This is a genomic window from Xanthomonas sp. WHRI 6106, assembly GCF_040202405.1.
GTDB classification, from domain to species: Bacteria; Pseudomonadota; Gammaproteobacteria; order Xanthomonadales; family Xanthomonadaceae; genus Xanthomonas; species Xanthomonas cannabis.
In genome coordinates this window covers 169,622-195,419 of sequence record NZ_JBEGFC010000010.1, presented here as the reverse complement: position 1 = coordinate 195,419, position 25,798 = coordinate 169,622, and the positions used below count along the sequence as shown (strand labels likewise).

General features: G+C 66.2%; 28 protein-coding genes. 11 read left to right on the top strand and 17 right to left on the bottom strand.

The window, feature by feature from the left end; all coding sequences use genetic code 11:
• Positions 1-152 precede the first annotated feature (152 nt).
• From ABQZ09_RS15295 to ABQZ09_RS15275, 5 genes are all read right to left on the bottom strand, one after another.
• The gene (locus tag ABQZ09_RS15295) at positions 153-551 is read right to left on the bottom strand and encodes a host attachment family protein (RefSeq protein WP_039406470.1); all 399 of its coding nucleotides are present in this window, start codon (positions 549-551) and stop codon (positions 153-155) included.
• Between the two features lie 95 nt (positions 552-646).
• Complete coding sequence (locus tag ABQZ09_RS15290) at positions 647-1,774, bottom strand: alpha/beta hydrolase (RefSeq protein WP_349777316.1); 1,128 nt, start codon at positions 1,772-1,774, stop codon at positions 647-649.
• Between the two features lie 242 nt (positions 1,775-2,016).
• Complete coding sequence (locus tag ABQZ09_RS15285; protein WP_349777300.1) at positions 2,017-3,057, bottom strand: AI-2E family transporter; 1,041 nt, start codon at positions 3,055-3,057, stop codon at positions 2,017-2,019.
• Between the two features lie 360 nt (positions 3,058-3,417).
• Positions 3,418-3,888, bottom strand: a complete 471-nt coding sequence (locus ABQZ09_RS15280; protein ID WP_349777299.1) for an NUDIX hydrolase — start codon at positions 3,886-3,888, stop codon at positions 3,418-3,420.
• 181 nt (positions 3,889-4,069) lie between these two features.
• The gene (locus tag ABQZ09_RS15275) at positions 4,070-5,206 is read right to left on the bottom strand and encodes an MFS transporter (protein WP_228315089.1); all 1,137 of its coding nucleotides are present in this window, start codon (positions 5,204-5,206) and stop codon (positions 4,070-4,072) included.
• 261 nt (positions 5,207-5,467) lie between these two features.
• On the opposite strand from ABQZ09_RS15275, the gene ABQZ09_RS15270 reads away from it, so the two are divergent.
• From ABQZ09_RS15270 to ABQZ09_RS15260, 3 genes are all read left to right on the top strand, one after another.
• Positions 5,468-6,103: a TetR/AcrR family transcriptional regulator gene (locus ABQZ09_RS15270; RefSeq protein ID WP_349777298.1), complete on the top strand. Its 636-nt coding sequence runs from the start codon at positions 5,468-5,470 to the stop codon at positions 6,101-6,103.
• Between the two features lie 386 nt (positions 6,104-6,489).
• Positions 6,490-7,146, top strand: a complete 657-nt coding sequence (locus tag ABQZ09_RS15265; RefSeq protein WP_228315091.1) for an SDR family oxidoreductase — start codon at positions 6,490-6,492, stop codon at positions 7,144-7,146.
• 892 nt (positions 7,147-8,038) lie between these two features.
• The gene (locus tag ABQZ09_RS15260; protein WP_349777297.1) at positions 8,039-9,205 is read left to right on the top strand and encodes an HDOD domain-containing protein; all 1,167 of its coding nucleotides are present in this window, start codon (positions 8,039-8,041) and stop codon (positions 9,203-9,205) included.
• A gap of 66 nt (positions 9,206-9,271) precedes the next feature.
• Here the strand turns inward: ABQZ09_RS15260 and ABQZ09_RS15255 are convergent, their stop codons facing one another.
• Entirely contained in the window at positions 9,272-11,560 is a 2,289-nt protein-coding gene (locus tag ABQZ09_RS15255; RefSeq protein WP_349777296.1) for an ATP-binding protein, read from the bottom strand.
• Positions 11,561-11,729: 169 nt separating this feature from the next.
• Here ABQZ09_RS15255 and ABQZ09_RS15250 point away from each other — a divergent pair, with 169 nt between their 5' ends.
• Positions 11,730-11,909, top strand: coding sequence for a CsbD family protein (locus ABQZ09_RS15250; RefSeq protein WP_228315097.1), 180 nt, complete (start codon positions 11,730-11,732; stop codon positions 11,907-11,909).
• Positions 11,910-12,176: 267 nt separating this feature from the next.
• Here the strand turns inward: ABQZ09_RS15250 and ABQZ09_RS15245 are convergent, their stop codons facing one another.
• A complete protein-coding gene (locus ABQZ09_RS15245) occupies positions 12,177-12,554 on the bottom strand; it encodes a winged helix-turn-helix transcriptional regulator (protein ID WP_228315098.1) in 378 nt (125 codons plus the stop codon).
• A gap of 92 nt (positions 12,555-12,646) precedes the next feature.
• Here ABQZ09_RS15245 and ABQZ09_RS15240 point away from each other — a divergent pair, with 92 nt between their 5' ends.
• Positions 12,647-13,054, top strand: coding sequence for a DoxX family protein (locus tag ABQZ09_RS15240; RefSeq protein WP_228315099.1), 408 nt, complete (start codon positions 12,647-12,649; stop codon positions 13,052-13,054).
• A 138-nt stretch (positions 13,055-13,192) separates the two neighbouring features.
• Here ABQZ09_RS15240 and ABQZ09_RS15235 read toward each other — a convergent pair whose 3' ends face one another.
• The 4 genes from ABQZ09_RS15235 to ABQZ09_RS15220 form a co-directional block, all read right to left on the bottom strand.
• A complete protein-coding gene (locus tag ABQZ09_RS15235) occupies positions 13,193-13,492 on the bottom strand; it encodes a DUF705 domain-containing protein (protein WP_228315100.1) in 300 nt (99 codons plus the stop codon).
• Positions 13,493-13,753: 261 nt separating this feature from the next.
• The gene (locus ABQZ09_RS15230) at positions 13,754-14,020 is read right to left on the bottom strand and encodes a hypothetical protein (protein ID WP_228315101.1); all 267 of its coding nucleotides are present in this window, start codon (positions 14,018-14,020) and stop codon (positions 13,754-13,756) included.
• 110 nt (positions 14,021-14,130) lie between these two features.
• The gene (locus ABQZ09_RS15225; protein WP_349777295.1) at positions 14,131-14,868 is read right to left on the bottom strand and encodes an RNA polymerase sigma factor; all 738 of its coding nucleotides are present in this window, start codon (positions 14,866-14,868) and stop codon (positions 14,131-14,133) included.
• Positions 14,869-14,928: 60 nt separating this feature from the next.
• Positions 14,929-15,282: a SymE family type I addiction module toxin gene (locus ABQZ09_RS15220; protein ID WP_349777294.1), complete on the bottom strand. Its 354-nt coding sequence runs from the start codon at positions 15,280-15,282 to the stop codon at positions 14,929-14,931.
• 604 nt (positions 15,283-15,886) lie between these two features.
• Here ABQZ09_RS15220 and ABQZ09_RS15215 point away from each other — a divergent pair.
• On the top strand, positions 15,887-16,108 hold the full coding sequence (locus tag ABQZ09_RS15215; RefSeq protein ID WP_349777293.1) for an XAC0095 family protein: 222 nt from the start codon (positions 15,887-15,889) through the stop codon (positions 16,106-16,108).
• 172 nt (positions 16,109-16,280) lie between these two features.
• On the opposite strand, the gene ABQZ09_RS15210 is transcribed toward ABQZ09_RS15215, so the two are convergent.
• From ABQZ09_RS15210 to ABQZ09_RS15205, 3 genes are all read right to left on the bottom strand, one after another.
• Positions 16,281-16,718 carry an SIR2 family NAD-dependent protein deacylase gene (locus tag ABQZ09_RS15210; RefSeq protein ID WP_349777292.1) on the bottom strand — a complete coding sequence of 146 codons (438 nt, stop codon included), beginning with the start codon at positions 16,716-16,718 and terminating at the stop codon, positions 16,281-16,283.
• Positions 16,715-16,855 carry a Sir2 family NAD-dependent protein deacetylase gene (locus tag ABQZ09_RS19925; RefSeq protein WP_503019205.1) on the bottom strand — a complete coding sequence of 47 codons (141 nt, stop codon included), beginning with the start codon at positions 16,853-16,855 and terminating at the stop codon, positions 16,715-16,717. Before ABQZ09_RS19925 ends, ABQZ09_RS15210 begins: the two co-directional genes overlap by 4 nt.
• 1,126 nt (positions 16,856-17,981) lie before the next feature.
• The gene (locus ABQZ09_RS15205; RefSeq protein ID WP_349777291.1) at positions 17,982-18,671 is read right to left on the bottom strand and encodes a glutathione S-transferase family protein; all 690 of its coding nucleotides are present in this window, start codon (positions 18,669-18,671) and stop codon (positions 17,982-17,984) included.
• Positions 18,672-18,877: 206 nt separating this feature from the next.
• On the opposite strand from ABQZ09_RS15205, the gene ABQZ09_RS15200 reads away from it, so the two are divergent.
• The gene (locus ABQZ09_RS15200; RefSeq protein WP_349777290.1) at positions 18,878-20,059 is read left to right on the top strand and encodes an MFS transporter; all 1,182 of its coding nucleotides are present in this window, start codon (positions 18,878-18,880) and stop codon (positions 20,057-20,059) included.
• Between the two features lie 194 nt (positions 20,060-20,253).
• Here ABQZ09_RS15200 and ABQZ09_RS15195 read toward each other — a convergent pair whose 3' ends face one another.
• Complete coding sequence (locus tag ABQZ09_RS15195; protein WP_349777289.1) at positions 20,254-20,967, bottom strand: hypothetical protein; 714 nt, start codon at positions 20,965-20,967, stop codon at positions 20,254-20,256.
• 100 nt (positions 20,968-21,067) lie between these two features.
• Positions 21,068-21,739, bottom strand: a complete 672-nt coding sequence (locus ABQZ09_RS15190) for a glutathione S-transferase family protein (RefSeq protein WP_349777288.1) — start codon at positions 21,737-21,739, stop codon at positions 21,068-21,070.
• Positions 21,740-22,264: 525 nt separating this feature from the next.
• Here ABQZ09_RS15190 and ABQZ09_RS15185 point away from each other — a divergent pair.
• The 4 genes from ABQZ09_RS15185 to ABQZ09_RS15170 all read left to right on the top strand — a co-directional run bounded on the left by ABQZ09_RS15185 (position 22,265) and on the right by ABQZ09_RS15170 (position 24,938).
• On the top strand, positions 22,265-23,347 hold the full coding sequence (locus ABQZ09_RS15185; protein ID WP_349777315.1) for an ATP-grasp fold amidoligase family protein: 1,083 nt from the start codon (positions 22,265-22,267) through the stop codon (positions 23,345-23,347).
• 249 nt (positions 23,348-23,596) lie between these two features.
• Positions 23,597-24,064: a hypothetical protein gene (locus ABQZ09_RS15180; RefSeq protein ID WP_349777287.1), complete on the top strand. Its 468-nt coding sequence runs from the start codon at positions 23,597-23,599 to the stop codon at positions 24,062-24,064.
• An 86-nt stretch (positions 24,065-24,150) separates the two neighbouring features.
• On the top strand, positions 24,151-24,624 hold the full coding sequence (locus ABQZ09_RS15175; protein ID WP_228315113.1) for a hypothetical protein: 474 nt from the start codon (positions 24,151-24,153) through the stop codon (positions 24,622-24,624).
• A 2-nt stretch (positions 24,625-24,626) separates the two neighbouring features.
• Positions 24,627-24,938 (top strand): plasmid stabilization protein, encoded by a 312-nt coding sequence (locus ABQZ09_RS15170; RefSeq protein ID WP_349777286.1) that lies wholly within the window; start codon positions 24,627-24,629, stop codon positions 24,936-24,938.
• A 66-nt stretch (positions 24,939-25,004) separates the two neighbouring features.
• Here the strand turns inward: ABQZ09_RS15170 and trhA are convergent, their stop codons facing one another.
• The gene (gene trhA, locus ABQZ09_RS15165; protein WP_166744727.1) at positions 25,005-25,667 is read right to left on the bottom strand and encodes a PAQR family membrane homeostasis protein TrhA; all 663 of its coding nucleotides are present in this window, start codon (positions 25,665-25,667) and stop codon (positions 25,005-25,007) included.
• Positions 25,668-25,798 lie beyond the last annotated feature (131 nt).

Here is a 25,798-nt window from a genome sequence, read left to right as displayed (position 1 = left end):
TGCACTGTCTCCGTTACGCTGAGTGAGAACACATCATTGCGCGGAGGCGCACCTGTAACGTACCGGCGCCCGGGTACCGGAGTGTACGCGGCGTACCTCGGATGCCGGGCGCCGGCGGCGTGCGTATGCGCTGCAGGCGCTGCGCCTGACGCTTACGACAGCGCGCGCTGGATGTCTTCCAGCGGCAGGTTGGTCAGGTCCTTGGCCAGGTCGCCAACCAGCCGCTGCTGGGTTTCCTTATGCAATAGAGGGCGCACGCGGCCCAGCGTGGTCGGGTCGGCCACCAGCACCAGGTGCGTGTACTCCTGCTTCAATGCCCCATCGTTCAAGGCCTTGGACAGCTGCTTGGCGAACGTCATCTCGTCCAGGTCTGCCTCGGTGAGATCCTGCGGTGCCTTGCCGGCGGGGCCATCGTCGTCGACGTTCTGCACGTCGGTGCGCGCGTGCTGGCGCAGCACGACCTTGGCCTCGTTGCCGGTATTGGTGAACCAACGCGCTTCGCCGCCGTCGGCCACCACGACTAAGGCACCCTGAGGAATTTGCAGACTCATCCGATTTCTCCTGTTTCGATGATCGGTGCAGCGTGTGCCGCACCCAGTCGGCCTCAAGCTAGGTCAGCAGATGTAAGCAAGGTGCCTAGCCGGCGTCAGCGCGGCGTTAGTGGCGCTGCCAATGGCGGCGGCGGCAGCCCCAGATGGCGGCTGAAAAAGCGCGCCATCACGCGCAGGGCCTGCTGGCTTTCCGGCAAGGTCTCGGTGAAATGGAACCCGTGGCCCAGGCCGTCCCAGACATGCAGGTCCGATTCGCGCCCCAGGTCGATCAAGCGCGAGTGCGTGTACGCGGCCGTGCTCAGCTCTGCCGCGCGCGTGGCGGTGATCAGCAAGGTGGGCGGGAACTGCCGCAACACTGCATCGGAGAACACCGGCGACACCAGCGGCTCGTGGAAGTCCACGCCCTCGCCGTAGTACAGGTCTTCCATGATCGGCAATTGCCCCGCCGCGTCGGGCAACAAGGCATCGTTGACCGCGGCGGCCACATAGCGCGAATCGCCCCGATAGCGCGCATCGCCGGCCGCGCAGAACATGCCTGCTGCCGCCGGCATCGGCAGGCGCTCCTTGGCAAACCACGCCAGCGACTCACCGGTGAGCACACCGCCGGCCGAGCAACCGAACAGGCCGATACGCTCGGGCGCATACCGCTGGAGCGCGGCGCGATACACCGCGGCCACATCTTCGCTGGCCGCCGGGAAACGGTGCTCCGGGCCCATCCGGTAATCCACCGCGATGACCGTCATGCCGGTCATCGCCGCCACCGGGATGGCTTCCATCAACCCGAACGATTGCGCACTGCCCATGATGAATCCGCCGCCATGCAGCTCGATCAGCAGGCGCCGGGCCTGTTCGGGCGTGCGTGTGCGTGGCTCTACCCGCAACACCGGCACCTCGTTCCAGCGCTCACGCGTCACCTCCACCGGATAGCGCGTGCGCAGCTGCGCAACCACGCCTTCGGCCCAGCGCTCGGTATCGGCGCGAATGCGCGGCAGCTGCTGCAGCAAGGTGGCGTTGTCGGCCTTGGCCAGGGGGTCTGCACGCGCCACCTCGGCCTGCACATGCGCACGCGCGGCCGGGCTGAGGTACTCGGACACCGGCAAGGCGAAGGGCGCCACCTGGCGCGTACCCTCCGCCGCCGGGGCCGCCGGCGTCGCCGCGCGTTCTGCGGCGGTGGCACTCAGTGCACAGGCGGCGCCGATCAGCGCCATCAACCCACGTGTCATCCAGCACGGTCGTGTCATGCAATGCCCTCCCAGGCGTGATCAGCCGTCGAGCATACCGGTGCGGCACCGGGCGGCACTGTGCCGGATCTGTCGGCGTGGCCATGGCCGCCCGCTGCGGTGGTGGCTGCACGCCCATACGCGCCCGGCAGACGGGATGGCCTCGCAGCGCGTTTGCCAGGCAAGTCGCACACGGTATCCAGCAATGCCGTCAGGCCGCTCGCTCAGCGGCCGGCGTGCGCCGTTCAGTGCGGTGTTTGCCCGGGAATGGAGGTGGGCGTGCCAAGCGCCTCCTGCACATACAGGCGCTTGACCAGCACAAATGCCACCACCGTCAGCGGCGCGGCCAGCAACACGCCGGCCGGCCCCAGCAGGATGCCGATGCCGAACAGCGAAAACAGCAGCAGCACCGGCGGCAGATCCACCGTGCGTTGCTGGATCAGCGGCAGCAGCAGGTTGCCTTCGATCTGCTGCACCACCACGAACAGGCCCGCAGTGGCCAACGCCATCTGCGGGCTCACCGTAAACCCGAGCAGGATGGCCGGAATCGCCGCCACGATCGGCCCGACGATCGGCACGAAATCCAGCAGGCCGGCAACGATGCCCAGCGCCAACGCACCAGGGATGCCCAATGCCCACAGCCCCAGCCCGGTGAGCACGCCCACCACCGCCATCGCCATCAGCTGGCCGCGCAACCACAGCCGCAGCGCGGTGCCGCTGGCCTGCAGTGCCTCGTCGGTGGTGGCGCGCGCGTGCGCCGGCAGCAGCAGCAAGACCCCGCGCCGGTACAGCTGCGGCTGCGCGGCCAGATACACCGCACCGGCCAGCACCAGGAACAGGTTGGCCACACCGCCGGTGATGCTGAGCGCAAACGCACCGGCGCGCGGGGCCAGGTTGGACACACGTGCCGGCGCCTGGCGGGTGAGTTCTTCCAGTGTCGGCCCCAGGGGCCCGGCCGCCACCCAATCGTGGAAGCGCGTCCACGCCTGCGGCAGCGTGCGTTGCAGGGCCCCCACTTCCGAGGCCAGCTGCGAGCCGAACAGCCACAGCAGTGCGATAAACCCCAGCGTCAGCACCACCACCACCAGGGCCAGCGCCCACCCGTCCGACACGCGCGTGTGGCGTGTCACCCAGCTTGCCAACGCCCGCAGCAACACCGCCACCACGATCGCGCCGAAGACCATCAGCAACAGGTCCGACAACGTCCACAGCATCCATGCGCACGCCACCAGGGACAGCACGATGATCACACGGACGGCAAAGGCGCGAAGGTCGGAAGAAGGCATGGGCGGCTCACTGCAAAAACGAGCCCGGAGCCTAGCGAAGACAGCGAGAAGAGCATGTCGCCACACCGTGCAACAGCGCCGCACGCGCCAGTAGCGGCGCTGTTTGAACGCACCACGCCGGCTGCCATACAGCGTCGGCCCGCGTGGATATGCCGCGCGCTGTGGGCGGCTGACACGTAGGGGCCAGTGCGGCACGCTGGCGCCAGGCAGTGCCCGTCGTGGGTGATGCCAACACCCGCCAGCCGCGCACGCATCGCAATGCCTCAGTCGCAAGCCGCGCTTTGATTCCCGATTCCCGATTCCCGATTCTGCCCCAGCCTTGCGCCAAGCCTGGCGACCGTCCCGCTGTGGCAACGCTACTCAGTCGACCGGCCTAGCCTGCTCGGCCCGCACCTGCCGCACCGCCTGCACCGCCGAGCGGGTCAGCGGCGTGGGCAGCGCATCGAGCGCAAACCAGCCGATGTCCAGCAGCACCTGCGGCTCGCGCAACTGCGCCTGTTCGCTGCCATCGATGCTGGCCAGATACACCGGCGCCACCCAGTGCTGCGGCGGGTCCATGTCCGGCTCGAAGTGGCTGACCACGCACAGCACGCGCTGCGGGTGCACCTGCAGGCCGGTTTCTTCCAGCACCTCGCGCACCACTGTGGCTTCCACGGTCTCCATCCAGTCCACCTTGCCGCCGGGCAGCCCCCAGTGCCCCTGCTCCGGCGCGCGCCCGCGCAACACCAGCAGCAGGCGGCCATCGGCACGCTGGATGAAGGCGCCACAGCCAACGCGTGGACGTAACTCGGTGGACGTAGGCATCGCAAACGCTCGCAGACCCTGGCGCATGAGTGTCCCAGATGTGGGCCTTCGGGTGCCACGCGTCTGCGGCATCTGGCGCTGTTGCACGGCAGGCTGCAGGGCTGACAAGGACGATGGATTCTTATCTGTACTGCATCGGCGCTGCGCGCCATCGATCGTCCGCCTGTGTCCACGCGCACAGACACGCGTGATGTCTGCGGCCTGGCAGCTAATGCCCCGGCACCGGCGAGCGCACGCCTGCGGCAAACCCGTGCGTTCGGGCCGACCACGCGATCAAGAAGCCACCTGCCAGCACCACCGCCATGGCGGCCGGAAAGCTCTGTGCGCCCCAGTGCCCCAGCAACACACCGCCCACCACGCCACCCGCGGCGATGACGCTGTTCCAGGCCACCACATTGAGCGAGAGCGCCACATCGGCACCATCGCCTGCGCTATCGGCAAGTGCGGTTTGCAGCAGGGTCGCGGCACCGCCGAAGGTCAGGCCCCATACCGCGACACAGACATACACGACCGGTTGGACTGTCTGCAGCAGCGCCAGCACCACCGAGACCGCAAAGAACATCGCCAACGACGCCAGCACGGTGCTGCGCAGATGCCGTTCCACCAGCTTGCCGGCCACGCCAATACCCGCCAGCGCAGCGATGCCGAAGATCAGCAGCAACGCGTCGACGCGATGGCCCAGGCCTGCCCGTGCGGCGAATGGCGCGACATAGGTGTAAAGGATGTTGTGCGCCAGCATCCAGGCCATCACCGTGGCAAGCACGGGGCGGACGCCCGGCGTGACAAGCACGGTGCGTAACGGCACGCGCTGCGTTGCCGCCTGCCCGGGGTAGTCGGGCACCTTGAGCAGCACCCAGACGATCAGCGCGATGGTCAGCGCCGACATGCTGGCAAACGCGGCCTGCCAGCCGACCACGCCGCCCATCCAGGTCCCCAGCGGCACGCCAAGCGACAACGCAATGGGCGTACCCACCATCGCAATGGCCATCGCTTTGCCCTGCTGCTCCGGCTGCACCATGCGCCGGGCATACCCGGCAAGCAGGCTCCACGCCAGACCGGCCGCTGCACCGGCGAAGAACCGCGCCACCAGGGTCAGCGCGTAATTGGTCGACAGCGCCGTGACCGAGTTGAACAGCAAAAACCCGACGATGGTCAGCAGCAGCACGTTGCGCCGTCGCCACTGCTGGGTGGCGATGGTCAACGGGATGGCCGCCAGCAGCGAGCCCACGGCGTAGGCGGTCACGGTCTGCCCGGCCAGCGCGGGAGTGACGCCCAGGCCCTGGGAGATCTGCGGGAGCAGGCCCGCCGGCAATGTCTCGGTGACGATGCAGATGAAGCCGGTCATCGCCAATGCCAACAGGGCGGCGATGGGTAAGCGAGCAGCTGCTGTCGCGCTGGTCGCGGGGGAGTTCTGAGAATTCACACGATGTCCTTCGTCGTAAGCCACTGATCCAGGTAACTCCGCAACGCCCGGGCAGTGAGCGCTTCAATGCACCGGGTCGCAACATATGTACCGATCAATATAAATCTAGGCTGGGCGCACCCTGTTGTCAACGACATATGTATCAAATAGTATTTATGTCAAGCGGAGGGTGTTATGGCACAGATGGGCAGACCACGGACCTTCGACCGCGATGTCGCGGTCGACGAAGCACTTCAGCTGTTCTGGGAACAGGGCTACGAATCGACGTCGTTGAGCCAGCTCAAGGCTGCCATCGGCGGCGGCATCACCGCGCCCAGCTTCTACGCGGCATTCGGCTCCAAGGAAGCGCTCTACACCGAATGCATGGAGCGCTATCTGGCGACCTATGCGCAGGTCACCGAATGCCTGTGGGATGACGCGCTGGCGCCAAGGCAGGCACTGGAGCTGGCCCTGCGGCGCTCGGCCAAGATGCAGTGCGAGCGCGGGCACCCGAAGGGCTGCATGGTGGCGTTGGGGGTCATGAGCGCGCCATCACCGGAGCTGGCAGCACTCTGCGCCCCGCTGACACGATCGCGCGCACGGTCGCGCGCAGGCATCCGCGCCTGCGTGGACCGCGCAATTGCCAGTGGAGAACTGGCATCTCACGTCGATGCAGCTGCCTTGAGCTGCGTTTTCGACAGCTTCCTGCTTGGACTTTCGACGCTTGCCCGGGACGGCATGCGCTTCAAGGCAATGGAGGCGGCGATTGCGCAGGTCATGCAGCTGTGGGACCACCACCAGGCCAGCCAGGCAATGCCTGGCCGTGCACGGGATCGATAGACCTTTCGCGCTGAATTGCCGAACACGCGCGCGCATTGTGTGGAACCGCACCGGTGTTTGGACCGTTCAAAGAGACGCAGCCTGTGTGTCGCCACGCGTCAGGCCGTCACTGCGCCTGCGCAACCACGATCAGTCACATGCATCGTGTGCCGTATGGCATCTCATGCGTTGGCATCGCAATCCCCTGGCACGGCCTTATTCTGCTGCGGCAATCGCTCGGTGATAGAGCGCTTGACGTGGCCAGCGTGTTCTTCGACCCAGCAAAAACCCGCTGGCTGGCGCGCATTGCTCGCCTCCGCCCTCGCCTGTACTGACACCGCCTTAGCGCCGCGTTGGCGAGGATGACGCCCTTCCGCGCCGGTGCGGCGCGCACTGTTGGAGGTGATATGTCCCGTATCCTGGTGATCGGCGGTCATGGCAAGGTGGCGCGTTTGCTCACGCCGCTGCTGGTGCGTGGCGGGCATCACGTGACTGCGGTGTTCCGCAATCCCGAGCACGAAGGCGATGTCATCGCCGATGGCGCCACGCCGGTGGTGTTCGACATCGAACATGCGGACACCGCGGCCATCGCCGCGCAGCTGGCCGGGCATGATGCGGTGGTGTGGTCGGCCGGTGCCGGCGGCGGCGATGCAGCGCGCACCTATGCCGTGGACCGCGATGCGGCGATCCGCTCGATGCACGCGGCCGAGCAGGCACGCGTGCGGCGCTACGTGATGGTGTCGTATCTGGGGGCCGGGCTGGAACACGGCATCGGCCCGGACGACGGGTTCTTCGCCTATGCGCAGGCCAAGGCCGCGGCCGACGCGCATCTGCGCAGCACCGCATTGGACTGGACGGTGCTGGGCCCCGGCCGGCTCACCCAGGATCCGCCTTCCGGCCGCATCACCCGCGACCCGGGCAGCGACGCCGACGGCGGTGTGTCGCGCGCCAACGTGGCCCAGGTGATCGCCGCCGCACTCGCCACCCCGGCCAGCATCGGCAAGACGGTGGGGTTCATCGACGGGCAGACCCCGATCCAGCAGGCGCTGTCGCAGCTGGACTGAACGCCGGGCATGGCGATCGCAACAAGGCGCACGGTGTTTGGCGCTGATTGAAGGTCTGCCACCCGTGCTGGGGGATGACGTTCCGCCGGCCCTGTGCCCCGGGGCCACACACCGGCTCGGCCCAGGGCATAGCGCGTCGTACGCCGGTGGGAGGCTCCTGTTGTCACCACCGCACACCACGGTGGCGTGGACCGGCGCCTGCGCTGATTGGTTCCTGCGCCTTGCCGCGTCATGTACGGCCGCACAAATGAAAACAGACACCGCGCGCTGCACGGTGTCTGTCGAAGGTGGTCCAACTGCGGATGCCTGCACCCTTTAAGCTGCCTAGATGCTCTAGAACTGCACAGCTGGTGACGCATGGTGGGGGGCGGTGCGTTAGCACCACGTGCAGTGCTGCGGTCAGCTTGAAGACATCCCGCTCATTGCTGCACTGCGGGCAAAGACACGCGCGCCTTGCAGCGCTTGCCCGGGCGCGCCATTGCGGCAGCCGGGCGGCAGTGCAGGCAGCGGTGACTGCATGCACGCACGCTAAACGCCAGCGCGCCGACCGACCGGTCACGCGCTCCACCACTGCGGCGCTCGGCCAACGGCCAGTTGTTCCGACGCGCGGAATGCGCGGCGATGCCGACACTCCAGACAACGCGCGCGCCGCGGGTGCGGGTGACCAGTCGTCAGCACCACGCGCCAGTCAGGGCCGCACGGCAACGGCATGCCCCATGCCCGCTGCAATGCAACGCGTGCCTGCACCGGCACGCCAGCCGCGCAGCAGGCCGTGCGTCGCCGGCGCCGTCGGCAAGCGCTCGCCGTGGCGCAGCGTGCCCGGTAGCTGCGCTGCGCATTGCCGCCATGCCCGCCATCGCCGATAGTCGCAGCACTGATCAGACGACTGCCTATGATGCTTGTGACTGTGGTGCTGCTTGCTGCCGGACTGATCGCTGTCGCGATGATCGTCGGTGCCCTGGTGTGGATGCACATGCGCCAACGCGCGCCCACGCCGGGTGCCTCGGACGTGCCCACCACGCGGCCGGCCCGTGCAGCGGCGGCCGCCACACCCGTCGTGGCTCCCTCCCACAGCCGCACCGCCCCCGCGTCGCAGCCAACGCACGGCGTGGCGCCCCCCTCGCCAACCGACCCGCCACCGATGCAGCCGCTGCTGCGGCGCATGTATGCCGCGGTGATGGCCAACCCGTCGCTGGCCGATGCCAGCCTGCCCGGCGACCCCGCCCAGCTGGCGGTGCTGGAGGCAGTCGGCAACGCACTGGCGCATGTCGATCTGCGTCCGCAGCTGTTGCCGCGTCGCCCACACCTGTTGCCGCAGTTGATGCGTGCGGTCAACGACCCAGATGCATCCGGCCGCGGCATTGCCGCCATCATCGCGCAAGACCCGGCATTGGCCGCCAACCTGCTGCGCATCGCCAACAGCGCGCTGTATCGCCCGCAGGGCGGCCCGCTGGAAAGCCTGGAGCGCGCAGTGGTGCATATCGGCACCGAAGGCGTGCGCCAGATCGTTGCCGCAGCGGTCATGCAGCCGGTGCTGAGCCTGGACGGTGGCCTCCACGCGCGCCTGCCCGCAGCGGTGTGGGACTACGCCCTGCGCACCGCCGCCGCCGCAGCCGCCTACATGCGCGAACGGGGCGGGGACACCTTGTCGGCACAGCTGGCCGGCCTGCTGCAGGGCCTGGGCGCGGTGGTGATCCTGCGGGTGCTGCGCGATACCTACGCCGAGCGCCCGGGCCTGCCCTACAGCCTGGAGATCGCCGCCGCCCTGGTCGAACGCCACACCGCGGCGGTGGCCAAGACCATCGCCACCACCTGGGACCTGCCGGCAGCGCTGGGCACCGCCCTGGACGAACAACGCCCCGAGCACGACACCACCCTGCTCGCCAGCCCGTTGGGCCGCGCCCTGCGCTACGGCCGCCTGGCCGCCGTGCTGGCCATGCTGGCCCGTCACGGCGCCGAGCAGGAGGAGCACGCGCTCAGCGTACTGTCCACGCTGGAGCCGGACCAGGCGGCCAATGCCGCGCTATGGCAACGGCTGGTGGCCTCCAGCGTGGAGTGAGGCCGGCCGCTTCGCGCCAGGTCGGGCACACGCAGGCAGGCAAGCGCCTGCATGGCGCCGCAGCGCTCAACCCTCGCTTGCGATCATCTCCTTCACCCGCGCGGCAAGCACGCTCACGCTGAAGGGCTTGGCCAGCACCGCCATGCCCGCTTCCAGGTGGCGGTCGTTCAATTGCGCGTGTTCGGCAAAGCCGGTGATGAACAGCACTTTGAGTTTGGGCCGGCCCACGCGCGCGGCATCGGCCATCTGCCGGCCGTTCATGCCACCGGGCAGGCCCACGTCGCTGATCAACAGATCGATCCGCACCGGCGACTGCAGGATGCCCAGGCCCGCGGCGCTGTCGCCGGCCTCCAGCACGGTGTAGCCCAGCTCTTCCAGCACCTCGGTGAACAGCAGGCGGATGGACGGCTCGTCGTCGACGATCAACACGGTTTCGCCGGCCAGCGAGGGTGCCAGTTCCAGCGTGGCGGTGCCGCTGTCGCTGCTGTCGTCGGCACCGGCATGCCGCGGCAGGTAGATGCACACCGTCGAGCCGTTGCCCACTTCCGACTGGATGCGCACCTGCCCGCCGGATTGCTTGGCAAACCCGTAGATCATCGACAGGCCCAGGCCGGTGCCCTCGCCGATCGGCTTGGTGGTGAAGAACGGATCGAACGCGCGCGCCACCACGTCCGGCGGCATGCCGGTGCCGGTATCGCTCACGCACAGCGACAGGTAGTGGCCCTCCGGCATGCCCAGCTGCTGGCCCATCTCGTGGCCGATCCAGCGGTTGCTGGTCTGCACGCACAGGCGCCCGCCGTCGGGCATCGCATCGCGCGCGTTGATGCACAGGTTGAGCAGCGCATTCTCCAGTTGCGGCGCATCCACCAGCGCCAACCACAGCTCGGCGGCGGCGACGTTTTCCACGCAGATCCCCGGGCCCACCGTGCGCTGGATCAGCTCCAGCATGTCCACTACCAGCCGGTTGACGTTGGTCGGCTTGGGCAACAGGGTCTGCCGCCGCGCAAATGCCAGCAGCCGGTGGGTCAGCGCAGCCGCGCGCGTAGTGGCGCCCTGCGCGGTGGCCACGTAGCGCTCCAGGTCGCGGAAGCGGCCTTGTTCGATGCGCAGGCTCATCAGCTCCAGCGCGCCGGAAATGCCCGCCAATAGATTGTTGAAGTCGTGCGCCAGCCCGCCGGTGAGCTGCCCCACCGCTTCCATCTTCTGCGATTGGCGCAGCGCCTCTTCCACCGTCATCAGCTCGCGCGTGCGCTCGGTGACCTGCTGCTCCAGCGTGTCGCTCAACTCGCGCAAGGCCGCCAGCGCGCGGTCGCGCTCTTCCGACAGCGCATGGCGCGCCTCGATGTCCAGCAGCACGCCGGGAAAGCGCAGCGGCGTGCCGTCGGCGCCCTTTTCGACCCGGCCATTGGCCTCCAGCCAGTAGTACTTTCCGTCGCGCCGTTTGACCCGGTACTGGTGCGCGTACGCACCGCCGCGGGCGATGGCTTCGCCAATGGCCACGCGCAGCCCCTCGCGGTCGTCCGGGTGCACCGTCCGGATCACCTGTTCCAGCGTCAGGCCGTGGCGGCTGCTGGACGGATCGAAGCCGAAGTTCTGCGCAAACGCCTCGTCCACCGAAAACGCGTCGGTGGGCAGGTCCCAGATCCAGGTGCCGATGATCGCCCCGGCCGCCAACGCCAGCTGCACGCGCTCGGCATTGCGGCGCGCCACGGTTTCGGCCTCCAGCGCGCGATCGCGCTCGCTGGTGCGGTTCACCACCTCATGCACCAGGTGGGTGTTCTCGTTGCTCAGCATCGCATGCTGGATGTCGCGGTTGCGGTCGGCCGCCACCTGCGCGGTGGTTTCGATGGCGATATTCATCAGCCCCACGATGCTGCCGTCTTCGCCGCGGATCGGCGAGGCGGTGGCATTCCAGTAGGTCATCTCGTTGACGCCGTTGCGCAGCATCGGCAAGGCGATGACCCCCTGGCCGAAGCCCTCGCCGGTTTGCATCACCCGGTCGAAGTCCTGCGCGATGGGCGCGTAGGTTTCCTTCCACACCTCGGTCACCGGCTGGCCCAGCGCCTGCGGATGACGCTCGCCCATCGATTGCACGTACACGTCGTTGTAGAGCAGGCGCAGCTCCGGCCCCCACAGCACCGCACCGAGCAGGGTGGAGTTGAGCACCACCGACAGCGACGAGCGTAGCGACTGCGGCCAGGTCTCGGGCGCACCCAGCGGTGTGGCGGCCCAGTCGTGTGCGCGCATCAACGCGCCCATCTCGCCGCCCCCCGCAAGAAACTCCAGGCCGGCGGACTCGGTGACGGGGCGCTGTGTGCTCACGTGACGGCATTGCCTGGCGGAAAGTGCGCGCATTGTGGCACGCAGCGACCTCAGCAGGCCGTGCAGACGCGCGCGTGCCCCGCGGTGGCGCTGCGCGCGCCAGCTGGGCGTGCTGACGCGGGGATGACGGCATGCCCACGTCGCACTCACGTCCTGCGGGTACAGACTGAGCCGCAACATCCCCAACCGTATGAGGCACCCCGTGGACAAGAACCGTATCGAAGGTACCGCCAAGCAGGTCAAGGGTTCCATCAAGGAAACCGTTGGCCATGTCACCGGCGACAAGAGCACCGAGCTGGAAGGCGCTACCGAAAAGAATGTCGGCAAAGTGCAGAACAAGGCTGGCCAGGTCGCCGACAAAGTGCGCGACGCCGCCAAGTAACGCCGGCAAGTCAGCACTATAGGCAGGCATTACGCCCGCCGCGCTGAAGCAGTGGATTGGCCTCCAGGCGTCGCGCATGACGACGTAGACGGTGGATTCCACTTCGGCGAGAGATCGCACCAACGCCCCGACATGATCGGGGCGTTGGCGTTTTGGGGTTTGGAAATAGTTTTTGAGTTACCGGGCTGACGGCCAGGATTGTTTGCACGCAGCCGCAACGGTGATCAAGCCACGTGCACGCGCACAACGCACTCCCTGGGCTGCGTCCTAAACGCCGGCCTTGCGCCCGCGTTCAGCAGGCCGCTTCGCAACGCTGTCGCCATGTTGCTGCCACCACACGGTCAGCGCTTCCATCGTCGGGCCCAGTCCGCGCGCCTTTGGCGTGATGGCGTATTCCACGCGCGGCGGCACCTGCGCAAACACGGTGCGCGTGACCAGGCCATCTGCTTCCAGCTCGCGCAACTGCGCGGTGAGCATGTGCTGGGTAATGGTGGGAATCGCCTTGCGTAACTCGCCAAAACGATACACCCGCTGATTGAGCAGCCACATGATTTCCAGTTTCCATTTGCCAGACAGCAACGCAAATGCACGGCGCATTTGCTCGTGCATGTTGCGCTCGCCGTCCTCAATGGTCTGCTTTTTCATACTAAGCCCCGGTGATTCATCCTACTTTTCAATAGGTATCTTAGGCGACATTCTGATGGCCGGTTGCATTGACATAGGGGCTGGCAAGCACCATGAGCATTTCTATTTACTGGATCAGTACCGCGCTGCTGTGCCTGTTGTACCTGGCTTCTGCCGGCATGTATCTGGCCAAGGGCGAGTTCGTGCGCAAGGCGCAGGCCGAGCTGGGGTATTCGGCACCGTTGCTGGTGCCTTGGATGATCGCCATCAAGATCCTGGGCCCGGTGGCGATTGTGTGGCGCTTCAACACCGCGTTGAGCGATCTGGCCTACGCCGGCATGTTCTACCACCTGCTGTTGTCGGGCATGGCGCATCTGGGCGTGCGCAAGCCCAAGGACACGGTACCGGCCGTGTTGGGGCTGTTCTTCCTGCTCGCTTCGTTCAGTGCGCAAAACGCCGCGCGCCAGCCGCCCTCGCCCTATGCACCAACTGCAGCGGCCATCCACGCAACGCTGCAGTGATGCAACACAGGGTTGGTCACTGCCGGTTGGGCGGCTGTACCGCACCAAATGCCAGCTCGCTGGATGCACCTGCGGCTCCGCTGCAGCAGTGGGCACAGTGCCTGTAGCACCTGTTCGAGCAGGTAGTTTGATACGTCGTTATGCGTCGCTAGCATTGCTTGGGAGCACGTGCTGGCAATAGCGCCACTCATGAACGGGCTGGTCGTCCAGGTAAACATCTGGCTTGGGCAAGAAGCCTTCGAAGCACTCTTCGATGCCCAGCTCCACTGCCGAGTCGCGGGCATACTCTGCGCCCCCGGAACTCCAGAGGTAAAGCGCTACTCCTTGCTGGTGCAGCTCCCGCACGCGGGCGATGACAGGAGGCATAGGGATGCGTTTGGTGCCGAAGGTGCGAACCAATGTGTCATCAACATCTACAAACACCACACGTTGTTTCATGGGATACCTAGCGTTTTAACGAGGAGCGAAGCGGCGTCGGCACGAATAAAATGACGCGACCACGAAAAGAAATTCCAAATACGGGAAGGATCCTTGCCGAGTCATGGACTACCGTCAATCTTCTCACTTCCGTCGACGCGCTTTGACGCCTGATGCAAGCGAGTGAGAGAGCTCTCACGGCGCTCGACGACTGGTGTAAGGTCGAAATGCGTCGTCACACCACCCTCGCCTGATCGTGGATTAGCTTCAATAATCGAACTGTCAGCTATCGTATTCGATCAACCCTGTGGCTTGCGGAAGGTCTGCAATGAACTGTGCGATGCGCGCATCGTGAGAGGCCGAGCGAAACGCAGCTGCTTGTTGCGCGCATGTCCGAATGAGGGCCTCCTTTTCTTCTGTCGATGAAGATTGCAGCTCTGCTGTCATCGCCTCCATCGCTGCAACCGCCGAGTCCGGATCAATGACGTCATTGCCGGAAAACTGCAGGAAGACAAAAGCGGCAATAAGAGATTTGCAGAGATTTTCCATAAAGTCCGGCGAGTTGGATTCCTGAGTGGACGAGGAAAGATTCTAGCTCCTTGTGGTGAACGGCCTAGACTGGTCGTGATTGCCAACCCGGGCAGTGCAATGCCCTGGCATCACTCGCCCACCGCCGCGCGGCAGGCGGCCAGCGCACGGCTGATGTGTTTTTCCACCATCTTGACCGAGATGCCCATCACCGCCGCCACCTCGGGGTAGCTGAGGCCGTCGAAGCGGTTAAGCATGAAGGCCTGGCGGCATTTGGGCGGCAGCGCGGGCAGCGTGTGGGTGTGCAGGTGCTGCAGGGTGCGGCGGGCGTCCACCAGCTGGTCCACCGCCGTGCCGGCGGCGGCGAGCGGTTCGCTGTCCTCCAGCGGCACATGGCGGGCGGCGTGCCTGCGGTGGCGCGTGCGCCAGTGCTCCAGCACCACGTTGTGGGCGATGCGGTACAGCAGCAGCTTGTAGCTGTGGATGTCTGGCGTGTTGCGGTAGGCCAGCAGGCGCAGCACCGTTTCCTGGGCAAGGTCGGCGGCGGTGTGCGGGTCGCGCAGGCGCCGCCGCATGTAGGTGAGCAGCTCCGCCTGCAGCTGCACCACGGCCTGGTCAAAGCGTTCCCTGGGCGGCGCGTGCTCCTCGCGCACGTGCCAGCGTGTGGTGACGCGGCCAAGCGTGTAGATACCCGCCGCGGGCGCGCGGGCCGGCAGCTCGCCCACGGCGTAGGCGCTGCGGTGGCGCCACGGGCGGCTGCCGTAGCGCTCAACCGGCACCGCGCTTGCGGCATGCGTGCGCGCCGCGACCGCCTGGCCGATGACAGCGTGGCGGTCTGCACGCAACGCGCCGGTCATGCCCTCACTCATCATGCGACGTCTCCAGCAACGGGCCGGGCGCATGCGGCGCGCGCATGCGCTGCGGCGTGATCAATGTGGGTCTACAAGGCTGATGACCAGCTCGCCATCGCGCTGGCGGATGTGCAGCTTGCTGCCGATGGCAAAGCCCAATTGTTCCAGCCAGCGGCCGCGCAGGCGCAGGGTGGGAATGCGCTGGTGACTGTCGGGATAGTACCCATAGCCAACGGTACACTGCTGCGGCGCACGCGGCCGACCGGGCCGCCGTGGTATGCGGGGTTCGGCACGGGGTTCGGGGATGGGCGTGCGCTCGAGGTAGCGCCGCGGCGGGATCGAAGGATCCAGCGAGCGCCAGACAACTTCGGTAGGCGGCGGCACCGTGGCGCGCTTGCGCGATGGCTTGGGACTGGACGTGGATCGACGCATGGCAAAGCCCTCCTTGACGAACAGGCCCCGTCGCACGACGCAACGGGATGTCGGGAGGCTAGAAACCGCACACAGACGGCAGGCGTTATTCTCAAAGAGATGCGCATTCGCCCCTTTCCGACGCAAGTGTCACGCCGGTTACGCCTGCAAGAAACTACAGGCACAAAAAACCCACCGGACTGACGGAGGTGGGTGCCGCTGTGTGAGGAGTTTCTAGGCTCCTTGCAGCGAGATTGCTACGCGTTGAGTGGTGTGTCAACTGGTTGCAGCGACTCATTACAGTGCTGCGCTTAGCCGGAAAATTCTCTTATGTAGGCGGCTTCTCCGCATCGGGAAAGCACCTCAGCTTGACCCTGCCCCGCGCCACCCGCACACTTCCAGCCGGAGCCTAGAAACTCCCCACACAGCGGTACCCACCTCCGAGTTTTGGTGGGTTTTTTGTGCTCGGCCACTTGGCTTGGCACTGCTCGGCGTTCCTACGCCGGGAGGGCGGCGAATAAAATACCCGCAAGGGGAATAAGCCCGCCGGCTGTGTGCGGTTTCTAGCCTCCCGGCATCCCGCTGCGTTGTGCAGCGGGAGCTGCCTCATGGCAAGGAGAGCGGCATGCACAACGAACCCGGCTACTGGATGTCCGAAGGCACGCAGTACCACCTGCTGCGCGTACGCGACCAACTGCGCCTGCTGGCCACCTTGGCTGCGCCGCGCACCCGCGACGAAGGCGCCATGGGCATGCCAGCCATTCCATTGCAGCAATGGGCGCACTGCCTGCAGCACCTCGCCGAGCAGGTTGACGATGTGCTGGAGGATTTGAGTAGCGTGTCGTAACCAATGTCGTCGCAAGCGTTGGCTAAGTTGACGACGAACCTGTTGTTCTACTTGCCCTAAGCTGCAGCCGCGTTTTTCAACGACTGCCATGGCTCACCCCCGCACGAGCTAGCCATTTCTTACTCAAGCCTGGAACGACAGTCGCTGCCGCTCCACGGAGGTATGCAAAGCCTTAAGGAATTTTATCCATCTCTAGCGACACCAGCACTTTTTCAGCGCGGCCACGGGCAGCCCTTAGTAGTGCAGCCGCGGGGTAAACGGTGAGCGATGTGCCGACGACTAGCACTTTGGCTGCAGTAGAGATGTGCCACTTTGCCTCGTCCATGTATTGTGTTTTTTCGCCGAACCAAACGATGTCCGGCCTGAGTTGAGTGCCATCTTCACAGCACTGCCGTAGCGAAATCGCCGAGTCGTCGATGCGGTAGCGCTTTGGGTTCTCAGAGGTCCCACGCGCGTAAGCGAGTTCACCATGTAGATGAATCACCTTGCTGGAGCCAGCACGCTCATGGATTCCATCAACATTTTGCGTGACAACGACCACTTTAAAGGCTTGCTCCAGCTCCGCTATTGCGAGGTGCGCTGCATTGGGCGCAGCATGCCACGCTTTCAACCGGCGCTCGTTGTAAAGGCTAGAACAGCTTCTGGACGTAGTTGCCATCCCTCAGGGCTGGCAACCTCTTGCCAAGAATAGTTGTTCCATAGGCCCTTAGCATCCCTGAAAGTGGGTAACCCGCTCTCCGCGCTCATGCCGGATCCAGACATAACAACAGTCTTTTTTGGATCGACCTCAGGTTTCATGGTAACTCTGGCATCTGTTGGTCAGTCGACGCAGGGGTAGCATCAGCGCCCGTGTGGCTGGCTAAGGCTGATCCATCGCATTGTTGGCTTGAGATCTTGGCCCGAACTAGCATCATCGTAGATACGGAATTCGTCCCTTTCGCTGCAGCGTGCGTTCCCATTTCCTGATGATGCCGCGTAAGGGCTCCTGACTGTCATCCTCGTAGGTATCAACGAGGTCCTGTTCGTCCACCGACAATTGCAGCACGCGCTTGATGCAGCCACAGCCGGCAAGTTGCGCTCCGCAGAAAGGACATCGCTCCTTAAGGCAGAAGAGCTCATGGAGCTCGCCAGGCTGGCAACCACAGTCGGGGCAATCAGTCGTCAAGAAGAATTCTCCATTTAAACTGATGCTGTTTAGGAATCGCGGCACGGTGATGCTTGAAACTTGGGCATTTGTGAAAGATCCCCTGCCGCCACATCGCCACTTATCACTTAGTCTAGTCCTGCTCTTCAAATGACAACATATCAAGAGGGCCAAGCACATTCCGCGAAATTGACTCTACCCCCTATGTCCCTCTATGTCCTCGGGGCGGCGGCTCCGTGACGTGCTTGCGTGCTGATGTGGAACGGGACGTGGATAGACGGATGGCAGAGCCCTCCTTGACGAACAAGACCCGTCGCCGGCTGGCGACGGGATGTCGGGATGTCGGGAGGTTAGAAACCGCAGACAGACGGCGGGCGTATTTCCCCGAAGGGTATTGTATTAGCCGCTCTCCCGACGAAGTCATCGCTTCGGTTGCGCCTGCAAGAAACTACAGGTACAAAAAACTCACCGGTTTTTCGGAGGTGGGTACCGCTATCTGAGGAGTTTCTACGCTTCTTGGCGTAGAGATTGCTACGCCAAGTGTGCTTGGTGCCGGAAATCTCCGGACCTGCGGCCTTGCCGTTGCCATCTCCGCTTTGCTGAAATGAAAAAGCCGGCGCAAGGCCGGCTGTTTCTCCCTGACTGCTACGGCGCAAGCCCGTAGCAATGAGGGTCAGTTGGTTGGGCAGGCATGCGATGCGGCCAGACCTGCACGTTGGCGTTGGTTGCTCACGCCGGCACATGCACCACGTCTGCCAGCAGGGCGCGCTGCCTGTGCAGATGCTGCTGGAAGCGGCTGGCGTAGTCCTGCGCCGCCGCGCCGATGACGCTGGGCCGGGCGGCCAGGGCGCCGCGCCAGGCGCCAATGCGCGGCAGCCCTTCAAAGATGGGTGCACAGACACCGGCGGGCAGCAGGCCGAAGTAGCGCAGCAGCGGGCCGAACACCACATCGACCATGCCGAACGTGGGGCCGGCGAAATACGGGCCCTGGCCCCGCGCCTGCTCGAGCGTTTGCAGCTTGCTGCGGAACGCGGCGCTGGCGGTGTCGGCGCTGGCCTGGTCGCTGGCATTGAGGAACTGCCAGGCGTCGGCAACCGTGGGCGCGGCAAACTCGATCCAGGCGCGTTGCTGCGCACGTTGCAGCGGGTCGCGCGGGTACAGGCTGGTGCTGCCGCTGGTCTCGCCGAGGTATTCGCAGATCACCACGCTCTCGAACAGGGTGGCCACGCTGCCGTGCGGCTGGCCAATGCGCAGCAGCGGCACCTTGCCGGTGGGCGACAGGGCCAGGAACCAGTCCGGCTTGGCGTGCAGGTCGATATCCACGCGCTCGAAGGCGACGGCGTGTTCCAGCAGCACGATGGCGGCGCGTGGCACGAACGGGCACAGCGGGTGGCTGATCAGGGTGCGGGTGTTGGGCATGCGGGCCTCCCACCTCGAGTAGCATTGGGGTCTACAGTCCAAGGTTGATGACGGTGATGCCGCCCCGGTGCCTGACGCGGCCGGCAGATCCCACGCCACCGCTCTACAGGCCCTGGACGTTGCCCACCTTCGGCGCCGCATCCGCTGTGGAGACTGCGCCCTGCAGCCACGAGGCGTATGCCATGACGCTTGCCGAGCCAGCCTCCATGCGACCCCGCGCTGCACTGGTGGCGATCATCGTGGCGCAGCTGCTGGGTACCTCGTTGTGGTTTTCCGCCAATAGCGCGGCCGACGACTTGATGCGGCAGTGGGGCGTGGGTACATCGGCGATCGGTTTGCTGACCATGGCCACGCAGGTGGGTTTTATCCTGGGCACGTTGGGCTTGGCGCTCAGCGGGTTGGCAGACCGGTTTGCGGCCAGCCGCATCTTTGCCGGCTGTGCATTTGCGGGTGCGGCGTGCAACCTGGGCTTTGCGGTGTTTGCCAGCGATGTGGCCACTGGGATGGTGTGGCGCTTTGCGGTGGGGCTGAGCCTGGCGGGCGTCTACCCGATCGGGATGAAGCTGGTGGTGCAGTGGGCGCCGCAGCATGCGGGCAAGGCACTGGCGTGGCTGGTGGGCATGCTGACGCTGGGCACGGCGTTACCGCAGGGTATCAAGGCGCTGGGCGGCGCACTGCCGTGGCAGACGCCGATGGTGGTGGCATCGGCACTGGCGGTGATTGCAGCGTTGATGATCCTGCGCCTGGGGCACGGCGCGTCCGCGCCGCAAGGTGCTGGCGGCAGGCTGGCATTCGGCGCGGTGTTGCAGGCGTTTGCATTGAAGGACTTCCGTGCGGCCGCCTTTGGCTACTTCGGCCATATGTGGGAGTTGTATGCGCTGTGGACGCTGACGCCGCTGCTGATCGCGCGCGCAGGGTTGGCGCAGGCGCTTGGGGTGAGTACGGCCGCACTGGCGTTTGCGGTGATTGCCGCCGGAGCGGTGGGCTGCGTACTGGGCGGGCAGTTGAGTGCACGCATCGGCAGCGCGCGGGTGGCGGCGTTGGCGTTGCTGGTGTCGGCACTGTGTTGCCTGGCGTTGCCGTGGGTGGGGGCCTTGTCGGCTTGCGCGGGGTTGGCGCTGATGCTGGTCTGGGGCGCCAGCGTGGTGGCGGACTCGCCGCAGTTTTCGGCATTGGCCGCACGCGCCTGCCCGCCTGCGATCGTGGGCAGTGCCCTGTCGATACAGAACGCGATTGGCTTTGCGATCACGGTGGTGGCGATCGGCCTGACCACACGGCTGATGGAGACGCTGGGGCTGCACGTTGCGTGGGTGCTGCTGCCCGGCCCGCTGCTTGGGCTGCTGGCGCTGATGCCACTGTGGCGCAGGCGGCCGGAGGCATCGGCATGATGCTCGGCTGACGGCATGTGCCCCAGGTTGAGTGTGGCAGGTGGCAAGGCATCAATGCAGCCGGGCCGGCGCCCGTGAAGCACTCGGCGGGCCGGTGTTTGGCGAGCGCATGCGTTGAAGGCCGCGCATCGGCGCGCTGCGATGTGGGTTTGCCGGGCGGCCGACATCCGGGACGTGCGTGGCGAGGCACTAGATTATTCAAACGGCCGTGGAGACGGTGGCCGGTTCTTGGCGTAGGTCTGGTACAGCGAGGCGGCGCGCTCGTCTACGGCGATATGTTCGACGCCGCTCAAGCCCTGTGCTGCAAGCGCAGTGGACGCCTTGCGGTCGCCCAGCAGGTACGCCAGCCGCAGGTAGGCCGCGCTATCCACGCGATTGGTGCGCGGGGTATGGCCGGCGTAGACCTCGGACAGGCCGTAATACGCGTAGAGGTTTCCGCTGGCTGCGGCGTTGCTCAGGATGGCCAGGCCCTGGGCGAAGTGGCCGCTCAGCGCTGTCTTGACGCCGTAGCGCACTGTTGCCGCCTGGTTGCCTGCCTGCGATTCGGCGTTTAGCTGGGCCAGGTCCATGCCGCCCAGGCGGGCAGCTTCGGTCTGCGAGGGGTAGCCGTGGGCCAGCAGCCAGCGCGCTTCTGCCTGCGTGTTGGCCACCAATGGCCCACTGCTGGCGCAGGCGTTGACGCCGCGCTCGCACAGGTAGGGCGTTGTGCCGGCAGCGGTGCTGGCTGCACGGTTGCCGGCTGCTGGCGTTGCCCTGCCCGGTGCAGCGGTGCCACCGGCCGTGGAGGCATCGCTGCGTGGCGGTTGGGTGGTGGGCGCCGCATCGGCCTGGGCGTGGTGCTGCGCGTCTGTGCAGCCAGCCAGGACGGCGGCAAACAGTGCCATGCGCATGCTGCGGGTTGGTGTCATCTCACTCTCCGTGTGTGTGCGGTGGCGCAAGGCGCGGCGCCACCGCGTTTGGTCATGCATTGCTGGGGCTGGCGCACCTTGGCGCGCAGTGGCGCCGTGGTCAAGGCCGGTCTGGGCGCACTGGTGGCGCAGTGCCATCGCCATTGATGGCCCACTGCGCGGCAAATGCGCGTTGATAGGCGGGGCGCTGTTCGCCGCGGGTGACGTAGTCCTGCAGGTTGGCAAATCCATCCAGCAGGCCGGTGAGCTTGATGCGGATGAGCACCGAGATCATGAGCAGGTCGCCGGCACTGAACTCGCCTTCCAGCCATGCGTTGCTGCCCAGGGAGTCGCCCAGGTGCTGCAGGCGGCGCTGGATGCGCTTGTGCAACAGCGGCAGGCGCTCTGCCATCCAGGGTTTGTCGGCTTCCAGCAGCAGGGCGTTGCCCAGCTCCAGCATGGGCGGCTCGACGGTGTTGAGTGCGGCAAACATCCAGGCGATGGCGCGGGCGCGGGCGTTGTCGTCGTGCGGCAGCAGGCCGGGGTAGCGCTGGGCGATGTGCAGCACGATGGCGCCGGTTTCGAACAGCGCCAGCTCGCCGTGCTCGAAGGTGGGGATCTGGCCGAACGGGTGGATGGCCAGGTGCGCCGGTTGCTTGAGCGCGCGGAACGGCAGCAGGCGCACCTCGTACGGTTGGCCCACTTCTTCCAGCGCCCAGCGCAGGCGGGTGTCGCGCACCAGGCCTTGGCCACCATCGGGCGAGCGCTCGAAGGCGGTGATGGTGATCGTCATGGTGGGCAGGCTCCCTGTGGTCGGCGGCTGAGGCCGTAGGGTACGCCTGCGATGGGCCGGCGCCATGGGCGGGCCGGCCCCTGCGTTGCCGGGCGGCGCGGCCTGCCCCTCTGGCGAACGGGCCGCCTTGCTCGGGCCGTGCCTGGCCCATGCGCGGCCGTGTAGGAGCCGCCTGCTACCCGTGGAAGACCCGCCTGTTGCTGCGCGCCTGCAAGCGGGCGCTGCCTGCGCGTGCGGCCCTGCCCGATGCGCCCGCCTTGCTGGACGGCCCCTGCATTCCACTGCCACCGGGCGGTGCGCGCCTTGCGTGCCGGGTGCTGCGCGGCGCCGCCCTTGCTGCCGACGACCGGCCCGAACCGGCCCGATTAGGCGTAAAGCGCCCGGTTCTTTGCGTAATCGGGCCGATTGGGACGTTTTGCCACCCTCGTCTCACCCATTAGATATACCGTGCGTTCCGTCACATTTTAATGTGACGCACACCGCATTTATCGACCGGAAGAGGGAGCTGTCATGACCGATCACAGAATGGGGCTGCAGGCGCAGCCGCTGGGCGCGCCAGGCAGTGCCGGCCGGGGCTGGGCCACGCTGTTGCCTGCGTTGGAAACCCCGTTTACCGACAGCCGGCCGGTACGTTTGTCGCCGGCACCGGTGCCGCAGCCAGACAGCCCCAACCTCAAACGGCTGCTGCGCAAAGGCGCGCGCCGCCTGGTCAGGACACTGCCGTGGCGGCATCAGGACCGGCTGTATTTCCTGAATACCTTCGGGCGGCTGCCCAACCTGTACAACCCCACCTGCTTCAACGAGAAGGTGCTCTACCGCAAGTGCGTGCACGGTGATTACCCGCTGTACCGCCGGCTGGCAGACAAGTCTGCGGTGCGCCCGTACGTGGCGGCCAGGATCGGCGAGGCGCACCTGATCCCGCTGCTGCTGGACACCACCGACCCGCAGGAGCTGCTGCGCCTGCCGCAGTGGCGGCAGACCGTGATCAAGGCCAACCATGGCGCGGCGATGGTGGAGGTGGTGCGCGACGAGCCGGATGCGCAGCACAAGCGCCGCATTGTCGAGCGCTGCGGCCAATGGCTGCGCACCGACTTCTCCGACAAGGTGCGCGAGATCCATTACCGCGATATTCCGCCGCGCATCCTGGTGGAGCAATACATCGGCGATGCACAGCAGGTGCCGGTGGACTACAAGTTCCACATGTTCCGGCAGGCGGACGGCAGTTTTCAGTACGTGCTGCAGGTGATCTATGGGCGCTTCGACACGCCGAAGCTGGGCATGACCTTCTTTGTCGGCAACCTGCACGAGGCCTTCCACCGCATCCGCGACGACGGGCGCGCACCGCCCTGCGCGCCGGCGCTGCTGGAACAGGCGCTGGAGCTGAGCAAGCTGCTGGCAAGCGACTTCGATTACGTGCGGGTGGACTGGTACATCCAGCACGGGCAGGTCTATTTCGGCGAACTGACCTTTACCCCGGGTGCGGGGTTGGTCACCGGCCTGGACCGCGGGCTGGACCGGATGATGGGCGACATGTGGGTGCAGCGGCGTGCACCGGTGGCGGCGTCCTTTGCGACGGACGGCATCCGCATGCGGGTGCCGACGCGGTGAGGTGAGTACGGCCGCGGCACGCCGCGCGGCTGCGGGCTACGAAACATTTTTAGCCGGACACCGCCGCACGGCGACCGGCCACACCGCGCCTGGCGCGCCAGCCGGCAGCGGCGGATACTCCACGGCCGCCGATGCGCCCGCATCCGGCGCACCGCCCACCGCGGTGCCGCACGTCACCCATTGCATGGACGCCCCCCCTTGCCGAACCTTCGCCTACACCGCTGCCTCCCACTCGGCCTGCTCTGCGCGTTGTGCGCCTGTACCGGCGCCGGCACCCCCAGCGCGCCGCGCCCGGAGTCCGAGCACTTCACCCTTGCCGAGCTGCAGCAGCTTGGCTGCACCGTCACCGCCACGCCCAAACGCGACGTCCGCAAGATCCCGTTGCTGGGCGAGGTCGATGGCTATGGCGTGACCAGCACCAACGCCTGCGCGACCCACATGATCAGCCTGCTGCAGCCGATGAGCTACGAGGACGCGGTGTGGGAGGGCGCACGCAGCGCCGCCGGCACCTTTGCCAAGGAGCACGGGCTGGAGCGCGAGAGTTATGAAGGCCGGCTCGGCGAGTACAGCGAGATCGAGGTGTTCAGCCGCGGCGGCAAGCCGGTGGGCTTTGAATACAACGTGCAGGCAAAGGGCACGTTGCATTCGGTGGTCGTGCTCTCCGACAGCATCACGCCGGATGCGGCGTTCGAGGCGGTGATGAAGACCAAGCTGTGAGGGTGTGAGCCTGACTGACAACCGTTAGCTGGCGCGCCAGATCAATGATAAAGTGGCTACCACCTAATCGTTAACTGGATAACGCCATGACGAATCTGGTCAAGCTGGCGACCGCACGTGCCCTTGTCGACGCCAGTGCGGTCAGGCACGCGTCGGTCATCGGGGAAGCCGGTGCCTGGACCGTGCAATTGCAGACCCATGACCAGACCCGTGTGCTGGCCACCAAGGCGAATGCGCCGCGCCGGTTTGGCAGCTTCGAAAGTGCGTTAAAGGTCTTGCGCGAGATGGGCATGCCATTGGACGTGCTTCACGTGGACGCTGCGCAGTGGGACGCCGAGGGCGGCAATGCGAAGCGCCGGCCTGACCGCTCCGAGGCGATGAAGGTCAAGGAGTTGGATGCACGCTATGCGGTGTCGCTACGCACCCAGACCGAGCATGCCCTGGCCGACCCCCGCCCCGCACTCTCCAGCGCGCAGGCGAAGCAGCAGATGGAGACGCTCAAGACGCAACACCGTGCGGCGCTTGAGGCAGCCCTGGCTGCAAAGGGCACGCGTGCGTGAGCGTGGCCTGGAAGCAGAGCGTGCTGGATGCGCGCACCGCGTTGCTCGCTTCAGCATTGGCGCGCGCGATCGAAATCTCCGACCCGCAGATTTATTTCGCCGCATGTGAACAGGACGACCGGATCGAAACCGAGGGCGACGCGCTGGATGGTGCCGCCACCTATCACTCTGGGCCACTGCCGGGAACGCGTTTGTACACCTGCCAGGACGGCAGATATCTCTTGATCTACACACGCGACGGCGACGATGTGCTGATCCTTGCCCTTGTACCTGCGCGCTCTGATTGGAAGCCGACGTCGTCAGGCGATCAATAGATCCATGACGTGTCGATGCTACCGAGCGAGGGGCATACGCGACTGCTCGACGACATCGACAGCGCGCTACACCCCGCCCAGCGGCTGCAGGCACAACCAGATGGCATACCAGTGCGACAGCGCACCGCCCAGCACGTGGGCGTGCCAGATGGCGCGGTTGTAGACCATCGCCTTGCGCACGTAGAACGCCACGCCCACGGTGTAGAACGCGCCGCCAGCCACGATGAGCCAGAGCACGGCGCTGTCCAGGCCGGCAATCATCTGGTTGATCACCACGATGCCGGCCCAGCCCAGCAGCAGGTAGATCGCCACCCAGAACCCCTTGGCGATGCCGGGCAGGCACAACTTGGCGAACACGCCGAACAAGGCCACGCACCAGACGCTCAGGATCATGCTCCAGCGCCAGCTGCCATCGAGCGCGAGCAGGAAGAACGGCGTGTACGAGCCGGCAATCATCACGAAGATGCCGGCGTGGTCGAACTTGCGCAGCATCGGTTGGCGCTGCGGCGGGGCGAAGTTGTAGGCCGCCGAGCAGGCAAACATCACCAGCAGGCCCAGCGCATACACGCAGGTGGCCACCACCATGGTCTGGCTGGCGTGCGCGCGCCACACCATCCAGGTGCCGCCAACAATGGCCAGGAACAGGCCGGCCGCATGCACGATCACATCGGCACGGCGGGCGGCGGGGGTCTTGTAGTGCGGAGCTGTGACGTTGGCAGACACGGGCACGGCGGTTCTTCGAGGTGGGGGAGCCCACTCACATGCAAGGCGGCCATGGCGCAGTGGGGGCAACAGGATACCCGGCTTGCTGAATCCGCTCAGTGAGGCAGGCTGGGCGCGCGGGCGCCGGTCTCATACCC